This is a genomic window from Dolosigranulum pigrum ATCC 51524, assembly GCF_000245815.1.
In the GTDB taxonomy this organism is placed as follows: domain Bacteria; phylum Bacillota; class Bacilli; order Lactobacillales; family Carnobacteriaceae_A; genus Dolosigranulum; species Dolosigranulum pigrum.
Genome location: NZ_JH601103.1, coordinates 1432987 through 1452642, shown reverse-complemented (window position 1 = coordinate 1452642; position 19656 = coordinate 1432987). Strand labels below are relative to the sequence as shown.

Annotated in this window: 17 protein-coding genes; 14 read left to right on the top strand and 3 right to left on the bottom strand. The window is 34.3% G+C overall.

What is annotated here, in order from left to right; all coding sequences use genetic code 11:
• The first annotated feature begins 19 nt into the window (after positions 1–19).
• Positions 20–979 (top strand): ABC transporter permease, encoded by a 960-nt coding sequence (locus tag HMPREF9703_RS06605; RefSeq protein ID WP_004636554.1) that lies wholly within the window; start codon positions 20–22, stop codon positions 977–979.
• A gap of 113 nt (positions 980–1092) precedes the next feature.
• Here the strand turns inward: HMPREF9703_RS06605 and glmS are convergent, their stop codons facing one another.
• Positions 1093–2907, bottom strand: coding sequence for a glutamine--fructose-6-phosphate transaminase (isomerizing) (gene glmS / locus HMPREF9703_RS06600; protein WP_004636553.1), 1815 nt, complete (start codon positions 2905–2907; stop codon positions 1093–1095).
• A gap of 152 nt (positions 2908–3059) precedes the next feature.
• The gene (locus HMPREF9703_RS06595) at positions 3060–3893 is read right to left on the bottom strand and encodes a DUF72 domain-containing protein (RefSeq protein ID WP_004636552.1); all 834 of its coding nucleotides are present in this window, start codon (positions 3891–3893) and stop codon (positions 3060–3062) included.
• A 228-nt stretch (positions 3894–4121) separates the two neighbouring features.
• Here HMPREF9703_RS06595 and HMPREF9703_RS06590 point away from each other — a divergent pair, with 228 nt between their 5' ends.
• The 13 genes from HMPREF9703_RS06590 (at position 4122) to HMPREF9703_RS06530 (ending at position 18354) form a co-directional block, all read left to right on the top strand.
• The gene (locus tag HMPREF9703_RS06590; protein WP_004636551.1) at positions 4122–5711 is read left to right on the top strand and encodes an AbgT family transporter; all 1590 of its coding nucleotides are present in this window, start codon (positions 4122–4124) and stop codon (positions 5709–5711) included.
• A gap of 228 nt (positions 5712–5939) precedes the next feature.
• On the top strand, positions 5940–6674 hold the full coding sequence (locus HMPREF9703_RS06585) for a glucosamine-6-phosphate deaminase (RefSeq protein ID WP_004636550.1): 735 nt from the start codon (positions 5940–5942) through the stop codon (positions 6672–6674).
• A 174-nt stretch (positions 6675–6848) separates the two neighbouring features.
• Positions 6849–8294, top strand: coding sequence for a PTS mannitol transporter subunit IIBC (locus HMPREF9703_RS06580; protein ID WP_004636549.1), 1446 nt, complete (start codon positions 6849–6851; stop codon positions 8292–8294).
• A gap of 59 nt (positions 8295–8353) precedes the next feature.
• Entirely contained in the window at positions 8354–10438 is a 2085-nt protein-coding gene (locus HMPREF9703_RS06575; RefSeq protein ID WP_004636548.1) for a BglG family transcription antiterminator, read from the top strand.
• 14 nt (positions 10439–10452) lie between these two features.
• Positions 10453–10884, top strand: coding sequence for a PTS mannitol transporter subunit IIA (locus HMPREF9703_RS06570; RefSeq protein WP_004636547.1), 432 nt, complete (start codon positions 10453–10455; stop codon positions 10882–10884).
• Positions 10884–12038 carry a mannitol-1-phosphate 5-dehydrogenase gene (locus HMPREF9703_RS06565; RefSeq protein ID WP_004636546.1) on the top strand — a complete coding sequence of 385 codons (1155 nt, stop codon included), beginning with the start codon at positions 10884–10886 and terminating at the stop codon, positions 12036–12038. Before HMPREF9703_RS06570 ends, HMPREF9703_RS06565 begins: the two co-directional genes overlap by 1 nt.
• Before the next feature lie 577 nt (positions 12039–12615).
• Positions 12616–13413 carry a sorbitol-6-phosphate dehydrogenase subunit gene (locus HMPREF9703_RS06560; protein WP_004636545.1) on the top strand — a complete coding sequence of 266 codons (798 nt, stop codon included), beginning with the start codon at positions 12616–12618 and terminating at the stop codon, positions 13411–13413.
• Positions 13414–13428: 15 nt separating this feature from the next.
• Complete coding sequence (locus HMPREF9703_RS06555) at positions 13429–15243, top strand: BglG family transcription antiterminator (protein WP_004636544.1); 1815 nt, start codon at positions 13429–13431, stop codon at positions 15241–15243.
• Positions 15243–15677 carry a transcriptional regulator GutM gene (locus HMPREF9703_RS06550; RefSeq protein WP_004636543.1) on the top strand — a complete coding sequence of 145 codons (435 nt, stop codon included), beginning with the start codon at positions 15243–15245 and terminating at the stop codon, positions 15675–15677. Before HMPREF9703_RS06555 ends, HMPREF9703_RS06550 begins: the two co-directional genes overlap by 1 nt.
• 37 nt (positions 15678–15714) lie before the next feature.
• Complete coding sequence (gene srlA / locus HMPREF9703_RS06545; protein ID WP_004636542.1) at positions 15715–16263, top strand: PTS glucitol/sorbitol transporter subunit IIC; 549 nt, start codon at positions 15715–15717, stop codon at positions 16261–16263.
• A 14-nt stretch (positions 16264–16277) separates the two neighbouring features.
• On the top strand, positions 16278–17294 hold the full coding sequence (srlE, locus tag HMPREF9703_RS06540; RefSeq protein ID WP_004636541.1) for a PTS glucitol/sorbitol transporter subunit IIB: 1017 nt from the start codon (positions 16278–16280) through the stop codon (positions 17292–17294).
• 15 nt (positions 17295–17309) lie between these two features.
• Positions 17310–17669, top strand: a complete 360-nt coding sequence (locus tag HMPREF9703_RS06535; RefSeq protein ID WP_004636540.1) for a PTS glucitol/sorbitol transporter subunit IIA — start codon at positions 17310–17312, stop codon at positions 17667–17669.
• A gap of 19 nt (positions 17670–17688) precedes the next feature.
• Complete coding sequence (locus HMPREF9703_RS06530) at positions 17689–18354, top strand: fructose-6-phosphate aldolase (RefSeq protein ID WP_004636539.1); 666 nt, start codon at positions 17689–17691, stop codon at positions 18352–18354.
• 105 nt (positions 18355–18459) lie between these two features.
• On the opposite strand, the gene HMPREF9703_RS06525 is transcribed toward HMPREF9703_RS06530, so the two are convergent.
• Positions 18460–19617 carry a uroporphyrinogen decarboxylase/cobalamine-independent methonine synthase family protein gene (locus HMPREF9703_RS06525; protein ID WP_004636538.1) on the bottom strand — a complete coding sequence of 386 codons (1158 nt, stop codon included), beginning with the start codon at positions 19615–19617 and terminating at the stop codon, positions 18460–18462.
• Positions 19618–19656: the final 39 nt, after the last annotated feature.

The following is a 19656-nucleotide window of genomic DNA, read 5'->3' as shown; positions in this document are numbered from 1 at the left end:
GATAGAAAGGAAGGGACTTATGAGTGAACAATTAGATCAAATGGAAGCTGTCTCAGAAGATATTGAGAAAAAACCTGATCGTGCGATGGGATTCCAAATTATTGTGCGAGAATTTCTACGCGATAAAGTAGCATTGGGAGCCTTGATTATCTTCATGCTTGTTGTTTTAATCATTGTGTTATGGAATTTACGTGTAGATGCGGCTGAAATTATGCAAGTTAACATTTTAAATCGATTCAAAAAACCAGAACCATTCTCTTGGAGCTTATTAGCAGAAGCTTGGAGTGGCGAGAGCACTTATTTACTTGGAGCTGACCAAGGGGGACGTGACGTACTTCACCAATTAATTATTGGAACAGGGAACTCACTCTTAATTGGAGTAATGGTTACCACAATTATGGCTGTTATTGGGATTATTCTAGGTGTTATTGCCGGATACTACGGTGGATTGGTCGATAACATTATTATGCGGATTACCGATTTCGTCATGATTTTACCACGATTGATGATTATTATTGTGTTCGTTGTTGTGGTCCGTGATGTCACCATTGGAGCATTCGTGTTTATTATGAGTATTTTTGCTTGGACCGGCTTCGTTCGTACAACACGTTCGCGTGCCTTGTCAGAAGGGGAACTAGACTACATCAGTGCTTCTAAAACAATGGGAACACCAACATGGCGCATTATGGTAAAAGAATTGTTACCAAACTTAGCATCATTAATTATGATTCAATTAATCTTATCCTATGCAGCTAATATCGGGGTGGAAACAGGTCTGACTTACCTCGGATTTGGACTTCCACCTCACGTACCAACATTAGGACGATTAGTCAGTGCAGCGACATCACCAGAAAACATTGAATTACGTCCATGGGTTTGGTTACCAGCAACCTTGACAATTCTTGTCTTAATGTTATGTATTAACTACATGGGACAAGTCCTCAAGCGTTCAGTTGATGCGAAACAACGACGCGGTTAACCCATTTTTAATAACAAAACTGAAAGCATCTCGAGCAATCTAAGTTCGGGATGTTTTTTTGTGTACAAAAAAAGGTCGCTCGCATCAATGTGGAGAGACCTTTTTGGACTGGATTATTCAACAGTGACCGATTTAGCCAGGTTACGTGGTTTATCGATATCGTTACCTAACTCAAGAGCTGTGTAGTAAGCAAGCAACTGGCTAGCAATAACAGAGACAAGTGGTGTGAGAGTTTCGTGAACGTGAGGTAATACATAAGCATCCTCTGTTTCATCTAATCCATCCATAGCAATAATAAGTGACGTTGCTCCGCGCGATAACACTTCATGGGCATTACTGCGCGCTAGCAAGGCTGTTCGCTGATCGGTAATAATTGAGATAACGGGCACATCATCTTCAATTAAAGCAATCGTTCCATGTTTTAATTCACCGGAAGCCCAGCCTTCTGTTTGGATATAAGAGATTTCTTTCAGTTTAAGGGCTGCTTCTAGGACAACGTGATAATCTAGCCCTCGTCCAATGAAGAAAGCACGTGGATGTGGAGCAAGAGAAGCTTGCGCGATTGCTTTAAAGACATCGTGATCATTAATAACGGTCTCCATCGCTGTGGCAACTAAGCTAAGTTCTCCCTGGATGTCAATAATCTGTTCTTGACCAATATAATTGCGATAAGCTGCGGCTAGGATACTCAGTAGGCCAATTTGTGCAGTGTAGGCTTTAGTTGAGGCTACGGCGATCTCAGGACCCGCTTGGAGCAATAAGGTATTGTCTGCTTCTCGTGAAAGTGTAGACCCCTTCACATTTGTAATAGTTAGTGAGGGGTAGCCTTGTTCAGTGGTCTGGACTAAGACTTGGCGACTATCAGCTGTTTCACCTGATTGGGAAATATAGATAAAGAATGGCTTGTTGGCTAAGAGAGGAGGATTATAGGCAAATTCACTCGCTACATGAACTTCAGTTGGAATCCCCGCAATTTTTTCGAACAAATGCTTACCCACTAATCCAGCATGATAACTTGTTCCAGCAGCGATAATATAAATCCGATCACTCGCCTGAAGTTGCATAAGGAGTTGCTCATCGATTTTAAAGGAAGCATCTTCAGCAATATAATGACTGAGTAAGTTACGAATAACAGCAGGCTGTTCATTAATTTCCTTCAGCATATAATGAGCGTAAGTTCCTTTACCCAAGTCAGAGAAATCAATATCCGCTGTAAATGAATCACGCTGAATCGCTTCACCGTCGAGCGTTTCGATTCGAATGGCTTCCCGCGTCAATTCAGCCAGTTCACCATCTTTTAATTCAATAAATTCAGACGTCTCTTTAATCATAGCAATCGCGTCAGAAGAGATCACATTAAAATCAGCCCCCACACCGAGTAACAGCGGGGATTTATTTTTGGCAGCAAATAAGGTATCGGGTTGTTCACGATCGATTAAGGCAACAGCATACGAGCCCTCTAAACATTTAAGTGTTTCTTTGAACGCTTCTGCAGTTGCTAATCCTTTTTCTTCGACAAAGTAAGCAATTAGTTGAACGATCACTTCTGTATCTGTTTCAGATTGGAATGTTACTTGGTCTAAGTAAGTTGTTTTTAATTGATTGAAATTATCAATTACACCATTATGCACTAAGGTAAAGCGTTCACTAGTTGATTGATGAGGATGAGCATTCTCAGCAGTCGGTGAGCCGTGTGTAGCCCATCGCGTGTGTCCGATTCCCATCGTCTTATCCGTCATCGCCTCAGCATCAACATGGCTTCTTAAATCAGCAATACGTCCTTTAACTTTTGCTAATTCACCATCTCCAGCCTGGTTCATGGCAAAGATACCAGCTGAGTCATAACCACGATATTCTAACGTTTCTAATCCATTCAGTAAGATATCTTGAGCCGTTCTTGGGCCAATATACCCAACAATTCCACACATACATATTCCAACTTTCTGTTTTAATGACTTTCACTCAAATATTGAAAGTACTTTCTGTTATTTTACTACATATTAAAGATTATAGAAAGTTCTTCCGGATGTCAAGACTAATCATGAATTTATCATAAAAGCATCATAAATATCCTACATCGTTAGAAAAGCTGTGTCTGTTGTGGCCCTAAGTGGGTGTATTCAATGCCTAATAAGCGTTTTAGTTCTTTCGCATTTGGTGCAGCATGCCCGCCTGAATTATTATTAAAGATAATGAACATATCACGTGTTTCGGCATCTAATTGTTTCACCGTCTGTGCTAAATCAGTGAGTTCATCAGTAGAATAATGATACAGCGTCCGTTCTTTCCGCCAATCATCGACCTCTTCTCCCAACCATCCTCGATAATTCCGGCCATGTAATCTCATCATGGTTGAAGTAGAATGGGTGACTTCTGGGATGAACGGCACACTATTGGCAGGAGTTTGTGGTTGATCAACTATCACATGAATGAAATGATTTGCTTCTAAGAACTCTAATGTTTTATCTTTGAATGCTTCACTAAACCAACTTGGATGGCGGAACTCAACCGCGACCTTTAATTCACCCATCCATTCTCGTACTTGTCTTAAATAATGAACTGATGCTTTTGTACACTCAAATGTCGGTGGGAATTGGAAGAGGAAACAAGCAATCCTTCCTTGAGCAATCAGTGGATTGAAGGCATATTTGAACTGATCGAACATTTCTTGAATAGAAGAAAATTCATTCATCCCTTGGCGATGGCCTGTCATCCCACTATAAGCTTTCGGAATGAATTGGAAAATATCAGGCGTGGTCTCCATCCAACTTAAAATATTTTTCTCAGGTGGAATGGCGTAAAAACTCGTATCCATTTCGACAATAGGGAAATGCATCGCATAATCTTCTAATTTGTGTGTGCTTCGTTGAATAGTAGGATGATCGGACCATCCCGTTAAACCAATCTTGATCATAACAATCTCCTTTCATAATGTATTCTTATTGTAGCACATTTCACGAATAGAGAGAGTCAACAGCTCTTAAAATAACAGTGAAAAACGTATAAAACGAGACAATATCTATTTTTCCACCGCTAGAAAGCACTTTATTCAAAATAAAATCGTTTACTTTTTAGAATAGGCTTGAAATAAGTAATCTATCGTAGTAAAATTAGAAAGATATTATAAAAGGAGGACGTAAGTATGACAAAAGATGAAAGAAAAAAATCAAACTCTGAGATGGATACTCAGGAAACCAGTCAAGAGAACTCATCTGGTTTTTTTGGATGGATTGAACGTGTAGGGAATAAACTCCCACATCCGGTTGTTATCTTTATTGTGTTAGCTGCGATTGTTATTGCCGTATCAGCTATTTTAAGTGCTATGAATTTTGAATTATCTTATTTTGATAGTGTCGCACAAGAAGATAGTATTGTGGTCGCAGAATCCTTACTATCGCGTGAAGGAATTAATTATATATTTAATAATTTAGTATCTAACTTTACGGGATTTGCGCCACTTGGTACAGTTTTGGTAGCTATGCTGGGGGTTGGAATTGCTGAATGGACCGGTCTGATCAGTACTTCAATGAAGAAACTATTGGAAAATGTACCACCGATGTTACTATCAGCTGCGATTGTATTTGCTGGAATTAACTCGAATATCGCATCCGATGTGGGATATGTTGTGGTAGTACCTTTAGGAGCGATTATTTTTGCGGGAGCAGGGCGTCATCCAATTGCTGGATTAGCGGCCGCATTTGCTGGTGTGTCTGGTGGATTTTCTGCGAACTTACTAGTGGGTCCTACCGATGCTCTCTTGCAAGGACTAACTAACGAAGCACTTGCTTCAGCGAATCTTAATTATGATGTGGCAGTGACAGCCAACTGGTACTTCTTAATTGCCTCGACCTTTATTCTAACTATTGTCGGTGCTTGGGTAACAGATAAAATCATCGAACCAAGATTGGGTGAATACAACGGCAATTATAAACCAGACCAAGAAGATATTACTTCCGAAGAAGCTCGAGCATTAAAATTAGCTGGTATTTCTCTATTAATCTATGCAGTTATTATGGCGTACTTAATGTTTGATCTCGGTTTGCCTGGGAGTGGGTTCTTCCAAGCAATTGAGGAATCGACGGGTGAGATGAGTATTAATCCGTTCTTAAGCACAGGTTTAATGACAGCTATTTTCTTACTATTCACAATTCCCGGTATTACGTACGGTGTTTCAGTCGGTAAGATCAAGGATTCCAATGATTTTGTTGAAGGAATGAAAGAGGCTATGGGTTCAATGAGTGGTTACATTGTCTTAGCTTTCTTCGCTGCACAATTAATCAACTACTTCAATTACTCAAACTTAGGAAAAATCATCTCCATTTCTGGAGCGAATTTCTTACAAAATGCAGGCTTCGGTGGTCCATTATTAATTTTTGTATTTATTTTACTAGTAGCATTTATTAACCTTTTCATGGGATCAGCTTCAGCGAAATGGGCCATTCTAGCTCCAATCTTCGTCCCAATGTTCTACAACTTAGGAATTACACCTGAGATGACGCAGATTGCATATCGTGTAGCTGACTCAACGACGAACATCATCTCGCCACTCATGACGTACTTCCCGATGATTCTTATCTTTATGAAGCGTTATGACAAAGATTCAGGAATTGGGACTTTAATCTCAACCATGTTAACATACTCGCTTGCTTTCCTAGCAGTGTGGAGTGTTGTGCTACTCATCTGGTACGCACTCGGTATCCCACTCGGACCAGGCGCACACATGACTATCTAATAATCAATCAGATAAAAAAGTCTTGGCTTACTATAAGCCAAGACTTTTTTGATTTAAAACAAAGTTGTTCAAATTGAAAGTATTTTTTATTATTATTGTCAGACAGTTTTTATCTTGCGTATGTATAAAAATGGTGTTAACATAAATATAAAGGTTGCAAGTTCATAAATTAACAAATGACATTTTTTTATATTTAAAAGTACCATAATAATTTTGAGAGGTGATTTTATGTTAAGAGATATAAGAGAAATTAATGGCTTTAAGGTTGTTATAGTAGAGAATGAGCGCTTAGGTGGGAAAGTGGCTTTTGATTTATTTCAAGAGGCTTATGATAAAGGTGCGACTGTATTTGGTCTAGCAACTGGAAGTACACCAGAAACACTATATGAGCAAATTAGGTCTAGTGATTTAGATTTTACTGATCGCGTATCAGTAAATTTGGATGAATACGTTGGTCTACCTGGTAATCACGAGCAAAGTTATCGTTATTTTATGGAAGAAAAGCTTTTTAATGAAAAACCATTTAATAAAAGTTTTGTCCCAGATGGATTAGCAGATGAAGAAGAGGAAATTAAGCGATACAATAAAATATTAGAACAGTATCCTGTTGATTTACAGGTATTAGGAATTGGTTCGAATGCACACATTGCTTTCAATGAGCCAGGTACATCATTTGCTGCATTAACTCATAAAGTAAAATTAACTGATGAAACAATTGAAGCCAATAAACGATTTTTTGAGAAAGAAGAAGATGTACCAAAATATGCTTATTCAATGGGAATAGCCTCTATACTTAGAGCTAAACAAATATTATTACTTGCTTATGGAAAAGAAAAAGCACAGGCTATTCATGATATGCTCTATTCTGATAAAACTGAAGAAATACCTGCAACTGCATTAAAAGACCATTCAGATGTAACAGTTATTCTTGATAAAGAAGCAGCCTCATTATTGAAAGATTAATTAAACAGTCTCCTAAGTGTTAAATATAATACATTTAGGAGACTATTTTTATTAAAGATGATATCTTGGCACAGATAACTTATTTATTTGTGCCAAATACCTATATAGTAGGTGTTGTATACGCCGTCAATTATCGATATAGTATAGATACAATAAATCAAAGGAGGAAATATTGTGTCAAATCAGAAATCAGTTAATAGTAAGTCGGCTATTCAACGTTTAGGTTCTAATTTAAGCAGTATGATTATGCCTAATATTGGAGCCCTTATTGCATGGGGACTAATTACAATGTTGTTTATTCCAGATGGATTCTTACCAAATGAGGAACTTGCTGGACTAGTTGATCCAATGATTGTATATCTTATCCCAATTTTAATTGCTTTTTCAGGGGGGAATTTGGTATACGATCACCGTGGAGGAGTTGTCGGTGTAATCGGAACGATGGGTGTTATTTTAGGTGCTGATGCTCCGATGTTACTTGGTGCAATGGTATTAGGTCCATTAGGTGGATGGTTAATTAAAAAGTTTGATGAACTTGTTCAAGATAGTATCCCTACAGGTTTTGAAATGTTAGTTAATAACTTCTCTAGTGGAATTTTAGGATTCTTGATTGCAATTACTGCTTATTATGGGATTGGTCCATTATTTGTAGGATTAAATACATTTATGGCAAACGGAACAGAGTGGATAATTCAAAAAGGATTATTACCACTTGCCAATGTCTTTATTGAACCTGCTAAAGTGTTGTTCTTGAATAATGCGATTAATCATGGAATATTCACACCACTTGGAGCTCAACAAACAGCAGAGGCTGGCAAATCAATTATTTACTTACTGGAAACTAATCCGGGACCAGGTGTCGGAATTTTACTAGCATATATGGTCTTTGGGAAAGGATCTGCAAAATCAAGTGCGTACGGTGCATCAATTATTCATTTCTTTGGTGGAATTCATGAAATTTACTTCCCGTATGTTATGATGAAACCATTATTATTTATCGCAGCAATTGCTGGTGGTGTTACTGGAACCTTTATTAATGTATTATTTGATTCTGGATTGACTTCTGCTGCATCTCCAGGCTCAATCTTCGCCATTATGGGATTAGCTTCTTCAGATAGTTACTTCGGTGTTGCAATGGGAGTATTATCTGCTGCAGTTGTTTCATTCCTAATAGCTGCTATTATTCTTAAATTTGATAATAAAGAAGGAGACTTGCAGGCTGCTCAAGTTAAAACTGCTGAAGCAAAAGCTGTAGCGAAAGGGACTAATTCAGATATTTCAGATGATAGAGCTGATAAAGAAGACGTTAAAGTTGGCGTAGATGAATTAGAAAATGAAGAAATTTTAAAAATCATATTTGCATGTGATGCTGGTATGGGATCAAGTGCGATGGGCGCCTCTCTATTGAAGAAAAAAGCGAAGGAAGCCAATATCACAGATATAGAAATAACTAATTCACCGGTAAGTAAATTGAAAGATGAAGAAGGTCTATTGATTATTACGCAAGAAGAATTGACACTACGTGCAAAAGAACATGCACCAAATGCAGTTCATGTATCGGTGGATAATTTCTTAGGTAGTCCTAAGTATGATGAAGTTATCGATCGAGTTAAAAAATAATTGTTTTAGAAAAGCAGGGAATCTCTCTGCTTTTCTAGTTAAAAAGGATAGGAGATATCATGTATCTATCTAAACGTGAGAAACTTCTGTTGACGTTATTAATGAATCAACCTTCAGGCGTGACTGTTAGTTTTTTAATAGAAAAACTTGACGTAAGTCGACGAACAGTTTATCGAGAGTTATCTAATGCAGAAGAAACATTAGATAACTTTGGGTTAAAATTAGTTAAAGATGCAAAAGGCTATATCATTTCGGGAGATAAAGAAAATCTTGACAAATTACGAAATAGTATTAGTGAGAAAAAATTATTAGATGACTTTTCGAAGAAACAACGTCAACGAATCTTGATTATAAAGTTGTTACTTGCTGAGGATGAACTGAAAATAGATGGATTAGCAATTGATCTTGGGGTTAGTGCTAGTACAATTCAGAGTGATCTGCAGTCAATTGAACAAATGTTTCAAGAATATAAGATTGAAGTCGAGCGTCGAAAAAGTTTAGGGATTATAGCTCATGCTGATGAGATAAGTTTACGACTAATTATTAGTGGACTAATTTCAATCGAATTTAATGAGTTTAATTTTTTTCGACTATTTGATGAAGCAAATAATATTATCGAAGAACGATATCACAGTTTATCGAATGTATTTTTGGAAGTAATTGATCAGAAAGCACTGGAGATATCATTTAAGTCAATACGACAATATGAAAAATTTAGATTTGACGAAGTGACTGATACGCAACTTCAAAATTTAATTATTCTTTTAGCATTAACTGCAATGAGAATTAAAGATGGACATACAATTAAGTATCAGGATAATAAAATTAAACAAAAAAGAGAAAAAAATAAAGTGTTGGCAGAGTATTTGTTGGATGAGTTGACTTTGCAATATAGCAATTTTATTGTTACAGAGGAGGAAATAAACTTTCTTACTAGTCAAATTGAAGGATTAAACGTTCCATTAAAACATGAATTCTCGGAATCTTATGATATTAATTTAATCTATAAAACAAGAGAGTTGATACGATCAGTTTCTGATGAGATGAACCGAGACTTGCGAGAGGACAAGGCACTATACAATGATTTGCTAGCACATATTAATGCATCACTATCACGCGATCAATCGCCAATTTACAAGAAATCAAATCCTCTACTAGATAAAATTTATTATGAATTTACTGAGTTAAGTCATGTTGTTGAAAAACACTTGAAGCGTTTATTTTTAGATATTGATTTCCATGCAAATGATGTACTTTATATTGTAATTCATTTTGCTTCAGCATTTGAGCGAACAGCTGAAATAAATGATTTGAGTATCCTTATTGTTTGTTCTAGCGGTGTGGGGACGGCTAAGATTTTAGAAAGTCGTCTGGTAAAAAACATTCCTGAAATCAATGCCGTCGATATTTCGACAGTATCCAATTTATACAAACATAATTTTGAAGAATACGATTTAATTCTGTCGACAATTTTTTTGAATGGATTTGAACAAGAATATAAAGTAGTGACTCCTTTAATCATGGATGACGAAATGGAAAATATTAAAACAATTATTGCACAGAAGATTTCGCATAAACAATCACACAGAAAAGTAGTCAGTAGAAATACTAATACAATACAGTCCTTAGATCAATTTGATGAGTTCAATAATTTTTATCGTCGCACATCAATAATCAATGCAATTCTTCACTCATTTAATGTTAAGACTATAAAAAATAAACCATCTATTCGAGACATGTTAGAATACATTTGCTCGAATCTTGAAGAAGAGGTAATTCTTGAACAAGAACCGGTAGTACAAAAGTTAGAACGACGATTAAACCAAGCTCCAATTGGTATACCGGATACACAGATGGCGCTGTTTCATTGTATTGACTCGGGTATTAAACAACCTTTCTTTAGCATTTATGACTTGGAAGAACCGATAAATATTCAAGATATGTCGCATAGTAATATGAAGCTGACTCGAGTCTTGTTAATGTTAGGACCAGAACCTATCGATGAGATGGCACAAGAAATACTAGGCACAATAAGTGGATCTATCGTTGAAAATCAATCTAATTTGCAATTATTTAATGAAGGATCTAGAGAAGTGCTAGAACAATTTATTAGCCAATTATTTTTATCAATATTAAAAAACTGAAAGGGAGATAATATATGGAAATCTTAAGAAAAGAGAATATATCACTAAATCAATCATATAACACAAAAGAGGAAGCTATTCGAGCGGTAGGACAATTACTTATAGATGGTGGATATGTTGAAGTAGATTATGTTGAGGCCATGATTGAACGTGACGAATCAGCATCAACATACATGGGAAATAATCTGGCAATACCTCATGGGACAGAAGAAGCTAAAAAACATGTAATTGAGACGGGTATTTCTTTTGTACAAGTGCCTGATGGAGTTGATTTTGGTAAAGGAGAGGCGAAAATTTTAGTTGGAATTGCTGGAAAAGGTGATGATCACTTGGAAATTCTATCTCAAATAGCAATATTCTGTAATGAACAAGAAAATATTGATAAGCTAATCCAAGCTAATTCAGAAGATGAAATTCTCGATTTACTGGGAGGTATTGAATCATAATGTTAGCAGTACACTTTGGAGCAGGAAATATTGGACGTGGATTTATCGGAGAAGTTCTTTATAAGAATGGCTTTGAAATATCTTTTATTGATGTGAATGACACAATTATTGATGCCTTAAATGACCAAGGATCGTACACAATTGAGCTAGCTGAAGATGGGGCAACTTCAATTGATATTTCTAATGTAAAAGGTATTAATAGTAAAACTCACCTTCAAGCAGTTGTTGATGAGATTAAACAAGCTGATATTATAACTACAGCTATCGGTGCAAATATTTTACCATTGATTGCTCCAACTATTGCAGAGGGGTTAAGTGCACGTTACGGTAGCGGAAATATTACTCCTTTAGATATCATTGCTTGCGAAAATATGATTGGTGGAAGTACTCTTTTGAAAGAAGAAGTTCTCCAACATATTGATAGTGAAGAAATTAAGGAATACATTAATAGTTATATTGGATTTCCAGATGCAGCAGTTGATCGTATCGTACCTATTCAATCACATGAAGATGTGCTTATGGTAATGGTAGAACCTTATAAAGAGTGGGTAATTGATAGATCTGGTATTAAGAACACTAATATTCAATTGGATAGTGTGAGTTATGTGGATGATCTAGCACCGTATATAGAAAGAAAGCTATTTACAGTTAATACTGGACATGCAACCACTGCTTATCATGGGAAATACGCTGGATATGATTATATTCATGAAGCACTTAAAGATGATGAAGTCTATAAAAGTGTTCGTGGTGCTCTTGAAGAAACCGGCCAACTAATGATTGATAAATGGAATTTTGATAAAAAAGAACATCAAGTTTACATTGATAAAATTTTAGAACGATTTAAAAATAGTAAATTGGCTGACAAAATTGATCGAGTCGGACGTGGACCTATTCGAAAGGCTGGATATTCAGATCGATTTGTTCAACCTATTCGTGAAGCAACAGAACGAAACTTATCGGTTGATTATTTAACTATAACACTAGCTAAATTATTGTTGTTCGATGTGTCAGAGGACAGTGAAAGTATCAAATTGCAAGAGCGATTAGCTAATGAGGATGTTAAAGATGTTGTAATAGATATTACTGGTTTGACAAACGATAAATTAGTAAACTCTATTGCTAAAAAGTATAATGAGCTAAATAAAAATTAAAGGATCTTCAACATTTAGTGTTGGTAATCATAAAGTCAACACATCAGTAACGGAATACATCGTTTGATTTTATCCACTCCATGAGATGGATAAAATCAAACGGTTTTTTCTATTTTATTATAACTATATCATTGATGATTTTATTTATAAAAAAATATTCTTATTCATTGAATACATCTTATCTAAAGAATACTTTGAGATACTTCATAAATAAGCCCTTAGAGATTAAACAAAATATAATTAATTTATTTGTGTCGGTGTGTCTGGTATGAGTGATAATTTGGTGGTGAAGGTGAAAGTCGACTGCAGTTTTAGACTTGGTCTTAGGAACTGCTAGCTAAAGGTAAGAGAGTGTATGTTCCTAAGTGTTAGGTATTCCGATCGTTAGTCACCGTATTTTTTAATACATGTTACTCAATATATTAGCTTTAGAGGTGGAGATAAGTTATATCAGTTTAGTTTCATTATACTGTGTAAATTAATGCAAGATTTTAAGAGAGACTATTGAAAAAGCTTGTATTAATTTTTTTATTGATTGAATGTAAAATGGTATTAGAAATGAAAGGGGTTAATAACAATGGATAATTTTTTAGAATTAGATGAGAAAGTCATTATTGTTACAGGAGGTTCTTCAGGAATAGGTAATGCTATTGTTAAGGTGTTAAATAAAAATAAGGCAAAGGTCGTAGTTGCTGATATTGATACAGAAGATAAAATTGAAGAAGGGATATTATATGTAAAAACTGATGTAACTAACTTAGATAGTATTAACATACTTATTGAGAAAGTAGAAAAGAAATATGGAAGAATTGATGTATTAATTAATAATGCAGGGATCAATAAACCTAATTTATTAGTTGATTTCTATTCTGATAAGGAACAATTTGAAATTGATAATCAATCTTTTGAGTTGATGTTTAATATTAATGTAAAAGGCTATGTTTTTATGGCACAAGCAGTTGTAAAAAGTATGCTTAGACATAATATAGAAGGACGTATTATCAATATTACATCAGAAGCTGGTGTAGAAGGTTCTGTAGGTCAAAGTATTTATTCAGCAACAAAAGGAGCAACTAATGGGCTTACACGTTCTTGGGGGAAAGAACTCGGAGATAAAGGAATTAAAGTTGTTGGTATTGCCCCAGGTATAAATGAAGAAACAGGGTTAACTACTCCAGAGTATAATGAAGCTTTAGCATATACTAGAAATATCCCAGTAGAGTCAATTGGAATTGGATATGAGAAGAGCATTCCATTACGGAGAAAAGGTAAGTTAGAAGAAATAGGTTACCTGGCAGCATTTCTTTCTTCCAATAAATCAGAGTATATTACTGGAACTACTATAAATATAACAGGTGGAAAATCAAGAGGTTAGAAAAGGAGAAATAAAATGGATATCTATGAAGCAATAATTCTATCATATATTTATGATCAAAAGGAGATAAGCTTAGATATCCTTTCGTTAGAGCAGTCAGTTAACAAAGAAGAGTTACAAAAAGTAGCTTCTAAATTGTGTGAGGGATATGATGAAATAATCAATCTGGAACAAGATCAGATTAAAAGATTGAAAAAATTAGAGAATAGAATTTATTTGTCTAATAAAAATGATTATAATAAAATAAAAAATAGAATTGCTTATATCTTCTTTCAATTAATTATTGCTACAGATTATATCTCAATAGATAATCTAGCTGAACAACTAAATGTGAGTAGATCAACAATTAATAATGATTTGAAGAGAATTAGAAAGAGAGTTATGCACTATAATTCAGAAGTGTTAGGACGCCCTAATAAAGGTCTTTATCTTAAAACAACTGAGTTCCAAAGACATCTAATATTTTTGCATGAAGTTAACAGCTATTTGGAATGGATAATGCCACTTCATAGAGATATTGTAGATAATTTAACACATATTATAGATGACACTTCATTACCGGAGTTTGTAAAAAGAAATATGATCACTACAGTATCATTTATGATTTATAGAAAGGAGAAAAATAATTCAATAAATCAAGATTTTCCAATTTATGACAATATAGATCTAGCAATGAGTAGTCACTTAGCACAAATAATTAATGGAGTATACAATATTAACCTAAATCAAATTGAAGTTAATGTTATATTTTTCCCAATGATATCTTTGAATACATCATTTGCTAAAATGAGAATAAATAAAGAAAATAAATGGTTATTGGAGAAAATAATAGATGAAACAACTGAACAGATAAAAAAGAAGTATGCAATTTATTTGAATAAATATAAATTATTCGAAAGAATAAAAGATCATTTAGCGTATCTAATTAATCGTTTATTATTTAAGATTCCGCATCAAAATAATATTAATATAAAGCTTGAGAATGAATATCCATTAGCATATGAATTTGCTAAGGAGACTGCATATATAATTGAAAAAGAATTAAATGTTATTTCAACTGAACAGGATATCTCGTATTTACATCTATATTTTATCTTTGCATTGAAAGAAAAAGATCAAAAAATACAGGAAATAAGTACAACTGTTAATAAAATAGCGGTTGTAACAAATCAGGGCAAGGGAGTTTTTAAGTTTATTAAACAGCATATTCTGAATAATACTAGTTTAGATGGAATTGAAATTATTCATTTGAAAAAACATGAAATAGAAAAACTAAATACAAATAATTTTGAAATAATATTCACAACTGAAGATTTAGATAATAAGCTAACGAATGTAATTCATATTGAAGAGATGACTGATTTTATTGAACAGGTAAGTTATCACATGAGATTACTCTCAAATCAAGAAAAAAATATTATCGGTCAAGATTTAGATATCTCATTTTGTAGTGTTTCTTTTAGTGAAGAATTTACTTATGAGGAAAAAGTACTTGTAGCATTAAGAGAGATAGAAGATGATCCGACATTGATAAATAAATTATTTAATATATTCAAGGAAAAAGAATCCGAGAATTCGATGGTGTATGAAAATAATATCTATTTTCCTCATATAACTAATCCTTCAGGAGATAATATTAAAATAGTGGTATCTAATGAGGTTGATCAATTATTTGTTTTCCTTTCTATACCAGCGAAAATGACAGACTCGCAAGAATATTTATTAACTAAGATTTATGATAAAATTTTCAATTTGATTGCAACACAAGAACTCAAAAGTATTGATACCACTTCTTTTGAAAAATTTATGAATTATGGAGATGATAGATAATGGAAGTGATTATATTGTTAGGAGTATTGATGGTCCCTGCATATTTACTACAAACATTTTTTGGATTTAAACAAATGCAATCTTTTTCCAGAGAATTCAAAAGGATGAGAGGAAAAGGACGTGTAGCTATTGGGAGAAAATCTGGTTATATAGGGTCAGGAGTAATAATTCTTTTATTGTTAGATGATCAAGGATTTATACAAGAAGGAAAGAAATTACAAGGAACATCTGTAATAGCAAGATTTAAAAACTTTTCAAATTTTGTAGGAGATCATATTACAGACATCCCTAATAAGCTAAGTAAAATTGAAAAAGAGATTGGAAATGTTAAAAAAGCAAGTTTAGATGCATATACTAATTATCAATTAGTTTCAGAAGGAAAGGAGATACCAGTGAAAAAGTCTATGTTCGGAAAAATAAAATCAATTTTTTAGTTCATATTAATTTTTTATAAATTTAGGAGGAATACACATGGGAATTTTAGTAGATTTAGCAGAAGGATTCATTAATTTATTTCAGATAGGTGCAGATGTATTTGTTGACTGGGTATCATCTATAATACCACTAGTACTAATATTACTAGTATTTATGAATGCAGCAATTAATTTGATTGGAGAAGATAAAGTAAATAAATTTGCTCAATGGGCGTCCAAATATGCTGTAATGAGATATATGGTATTACCGTTTGTTGCAGCTTTTGTACTAGGTAATCCTGCATCATTTACATTAGGGAAGTTTATGCCTGAATTTTATAAACCTAGTTTTTATGCGTCACTAGCCCAATTTAATCATACTAGTAACGGATTATTTCCGCATATTAATCCAGGGGAACTATTTGTTTGGTTAGGAATAGCTAATGGTATATCAGAATTAGGACTAAGTACAACTCCTTTAGCTATTAGATACTTATTAGTTGGTTTAGTAATGAATGGTGTTGGAGGATATGTTACTGATTTTACAACTTCATATGTATGTAAAAAAACAGGTACTGAATTAAGTAAGACAACAAAATCTGCATAGAAAGAGTGAAAATAATGACAAAATATAATACAATCAAAATTTCAAAAGGGAAAGGTGGTTTTGGTGGACCACTAATCATTACACCTACGGAAGACAAACATAAATTTATTTATGTAGTAGGTGGAGGAGAAAAGCCAGAAATTGTAGATCTTATTTCTGAAAAATCCGGTATGGAACCTGTAAATGGATTTAAAACATCAATACCAGACGAAGAGATTGCGTTGGCAATTATTGACTGTGGAGGGACACTTCGTTGTGGGATTTATCCTCAAAAAAAAATACCTACTATTAACATTATGGCTACAGGAAAAGCAGGTCCACTAGCTAAATACATCACTGAAGATATTTATGTTTCAAGTGTAGGAATAAATCAAATTGAAGTGGTGGATAATGCTGTAAGCAATGAAAGCACACCGTCTACTAATGTAGTTAATACAGCATCTAAGGAAGAAAAATCTACTAATTATAGTACAGAGAAAAAATTGACAGAACAAAATGCTGAAAAAGGGAGTATGATAGCTAAATTTGGTATGGGAGCTGGAAAAGTAATTTCGATTATGAATCAAGCAGCTCGGAACTCTGTACAAACTGTAATAAATACTATCCTTCCATTTATGGCATTTGTTGCTATGTTAATAGGAGTGATTCAAGGGAGTGGCATTGGAGATGTTATTGCAAATGTAATGGCCCCACTTGCTGGGAATATATGGGGACTAATTTTAATTGGGTTTATATCCTCATTACCATTCTTATCTCCACTACTTGGCCCTGGAGCAGTTATTGCTCAAGTAATTGGAACTCTGATTGGTGTAGAAATTGGTGCTGGTAATATCCCACCGAATTTAGCTTTACCCGCTTTGTTTGCAATAAATACCCAAAATGCTGCTGATTTTATCCCAGTTGGCCTGGGATTGCAAGAAGCTGACCCAGAAACTGTTGAAGTTGGAGTTCCATCAGTTTTGTATTCAAGATTCTTAAATGGAGCGCCACGAGTAATAGTTGCATGGTTGGCAAGCTTCGGAATGTACTAGAAAGGAATTTAAAGCATGAAATATAAAACAAAAGTAATGGATATTGGAGAGTCAAGTAAAGATATGACTGAACAGAATATGATTATTTTATTTGGTGAAAATGCTCCAGATGAGTTGAAGCCATTTTGTCATTTAATTAAGATAAATGATATTGAAGGGGAAATTGAAGACGGTGATAGATTGTTTATTTCGGGAGATGAATATCATATTGAAACTGTTGGTGATTTAGTTAATCAAAATTTGGCTAATTTGGGACATGTGACACTTAATTTTGGAGAAGCAAATACACAAGATAATATACTACCAGGTACTATCTATATTAAGGAAACTTTATCAACTGTTCTTAGTATTACTGATAGTATATATATTAAATAAATATACGAGGGAAGATAAAATGAAATTATTACTTGATTCTATCTCTAAAAATGAAATAGAAGTACTAAATTCTGTAATAGATTGTTACGGAGTAACATCTAATCCAACAATTGTAAAAAAACATGGGAAAGTAAATTTATTTGAACATTTAAAAGAAATTAAAAAAATTAATGTTGATCTTGAATTACATGTACAGGTTGTTGGTCAAACAAAAGAAAAAATTTTGAAAGATGCTAAAAATATAGTAGATGCTCTAGGAAGTGATATATTTATAAAAGTACCTGTTGATAAAGAAGGTTTGTGTACGATAAAAGAACTAAAGAAAAAAGGATATCGAGTAACAGCTACTGCTATTTATTCAGAATTTCAAGCAATATTAGCAGTGATGAATGGAGCTGATTATATTGCTCCGTATATCAATCGGATGTCAAATATGGAAAAGAACACAGTAGAAATAATTAAGAATTTAAGAAGATTTATAGATCATGAAAAATATTCTACTCAGATATTGGCAGCTAGTTTTAAAAATATTGGCCAAGTTACTGAAATTATTAATGCGGGTGCACATGCTGTTACTGTTAACCCATATTTAATAAATGAAGTACTTCTAAGTCCTACTGTGAATAAAGCTATTGATCAATTTGTAGATGATTGGGAAATAACATTTAATCGAAAAGAAATTTAAAAATATTTTTTGATTAAGTTAATAAAAGATGTAGAATCAAATTAAGCACAAAGATTCCTCCGTTTAATATGAATGGAGGAATCTTTGTGCTTATATTAGAAAATCTTATTCTCCCCAGAAGTCGAGAGCAATTTTTTGACCTTGTTTGATTTTGGCCCATTGCTGGTCGTGGGAGAGCTGGTTGCCATTGTCACAAGAAGCAAAACCGCATTGGTGTGATAGATAGAGTTTATCTTTGGCTACATATTGTGTGGCTTCTTTAAGGGCAGATTGGACGCGCTCTTCGTCATCTAAGTGGTCAGTCTTACTAGAGAGGAGACCAAGAACGACTTCTGTATCCGGACGATCGCTAAATGCTTCAAGAGCATTCAAGCTACCAGCGCGTTCATCATCCCACTCTAAGTAGAAGCGGTCGTAGTTCAGTTGCTTCAAGAATAAGTGAGAAATTGATTCGTACGTCCCATCAGACATATTTCGCGAATCATAGTTTCCACGACAGTTATGGGTATATACTTTAAGTCCTAAATCATGAGCAAAGGCAATTACTTCATTATTCAGATCGATGAACTCTTGAGCTAATGCTTCAAATTTTTCTTTATCATCAATAAATGGATGGTCATCATCAGAGAATAATTCCCATAAGCAGTCATCGAACTGGACAATTTTACCACCGACCTGTTTGAATTCGCCTAAGAAATCTTTGTAAGCTTGAGCTAAGTCTTGGCGGAACTGTTCTTCTTTCCCGTCATAATAAGTGTCCGATAATTTCCCGAAGACAAGATTTTCACCGTAAATATGAGAAGGTGATGGAATACATTGTTTCAAAGTCGCATCATCTGGTGATAGTTCAGCTAAGCGACGGAAGTGGTCTAGGAATGGGTGATTTTTCCCATCAATAGCGTCTACAAAATCAACGCCAATGTCTCGACGAGTTTCGTAGGTTGATTCCTTGCTATCTTTGTCACGGAAGAAGTAGCCTTGTTCTGCAATGTAACGGCGCGCTCCGTTCAAGCCCCAGACAAAATCAGTATGCCAGAGTGCTTTAGAATATTCACCATCTGTCAATTCTGGCAAGTCAACTTCGACTTGTTTTTCGATAACGGACTTAACAGCGGCCGTTTCTGTTTCTTTGTAGCCATCGAAGTCATTATAGAAAGGATAAGTGATGTCTTCAGCCTGACGAATTTGTTCTTTATAATTGAGTAAATCTTCTGGTCTGAGTAGTGAACCAACAGTTAAAAAGCGGTTTGATGTGTATGTCATGAGTGATTCCTCCTAAAGAATATGTTTGATTTTTAATTA

Excerpts from the sequence above, each read along its gene's own strand:
- HMPREF9703_RS06595 (WP_004636552.1), bottom strand. The coding sequence starts at position 3,893 with ATGATCAAGATTGGTTTAACGGGATGGTCCGATCATCCTACTATTCAA.
- HMPREF9703_RS06590 (WP_004636551.1), top strand. The coding sequence starts at position 4,122 with ATGACAAAAGATGAAAGAAAAAAATCAAACTCTGAGATGGATACTCAG.
- HMPREF9703_RS06575 (WP_004636548.1), top strand. The coding sequence starts at position 8,354 with ATGTATCTATCTAAACGTGAGAAACTTCTGTTGACGTTATTAATGAAT.
- HMPREF9703_RS06530 (WP_004636539.1), top strand. The coding sequence starts at position 17,689 with ATGAAATTATTACTTGATTCTATCTCTAAAAATGAAATAGAAGTACTA.
- HMPREF9703_RS06570 (WP_004636547.1), top strand. The coding sequence starts at position 10,453 with ATGGAAATCTTAAGAAAAGAGAATATATCACTAAATCAATCATATAAC.
- HMPREF9703_RS06565 (WP_004636546.1), top strand. The coding sequence starts at position 10,884 with ATGTTAGCAGTACACTTTGGAGCAGGAAATATTGGACGTGGATTTATC.
- HMPREF9703_RS06550 (WP_004636543.1), top strand. The coding sequence starts at position 15,243 with ATGGAAGTGATTATATTGTTAGGAGTATTGATGGTCCCTGCATATTTA.
- glmS (WP_004636553.1), bottom strand. The coding sequence starts at position 2,907 with ATGTGTGGAATTGTTGGGTATATTGGCCCAAGAACGGCTCAAGATATC.
- srlE (WP_004636541.1), top strand. The coding sequence starts at position 16,278 with ATGACAAAATATAATACAATCAAAATTTCAAAAGGGAAAGGTGGTTTT.
- HMPREF9703_RS06560 (WP_004636545.1), top strand. The coding sequence starts at position 12,616 with ATGGATAATTTTTTAGAATTAGATGAGAAAGTCATTATTGTTACAGGA.
- HMPREF9703_RS06605 (WP_004636554.1), top strand. The coding sequence starts at position 20 with ATGAGTGAACAATTAGATCAAATGGAAGCTGTCTCAGAAGATATTGAG.
- HMPREF9703_RS06585 (WP_004636550.1), top strand. The coding sequence starts at position 5,940 with ATGTTAAGAGATATAAGAGAAATTAATGGCTTTAAGGTTGTTATAGTA.
- HMPREF9703_RS06535 (WP_004636540.1), top strand. The coding sequence starts at position 17,310 with ATGAAATATAAAACAAAAGTAATGGATATTGGAGAGTCAAGTAAAGAT.
- HMPREF9703_RS06555 (WP_004636544.1), top strand. The coding sequence starts at position 13,429 with ATGGATATCTATGAAGCAATAATTCTATCATATATTTATGATCAAAAG.
- HMPREF9703_RS06525 (WP_004636538.1), bottom strand. The coding sequence starts at position 19,617 with ATGACATACACATCAAACCGCTTTTTAACTGTTGGTTCACTACTCAGA.
- srlA (WP_004636542.1), top strand. The coding sequence starts at position 15,715 with ATGGGAATTTTAGTAGATTTAGCAGAAGGATTCATTAATTTATTTCAG.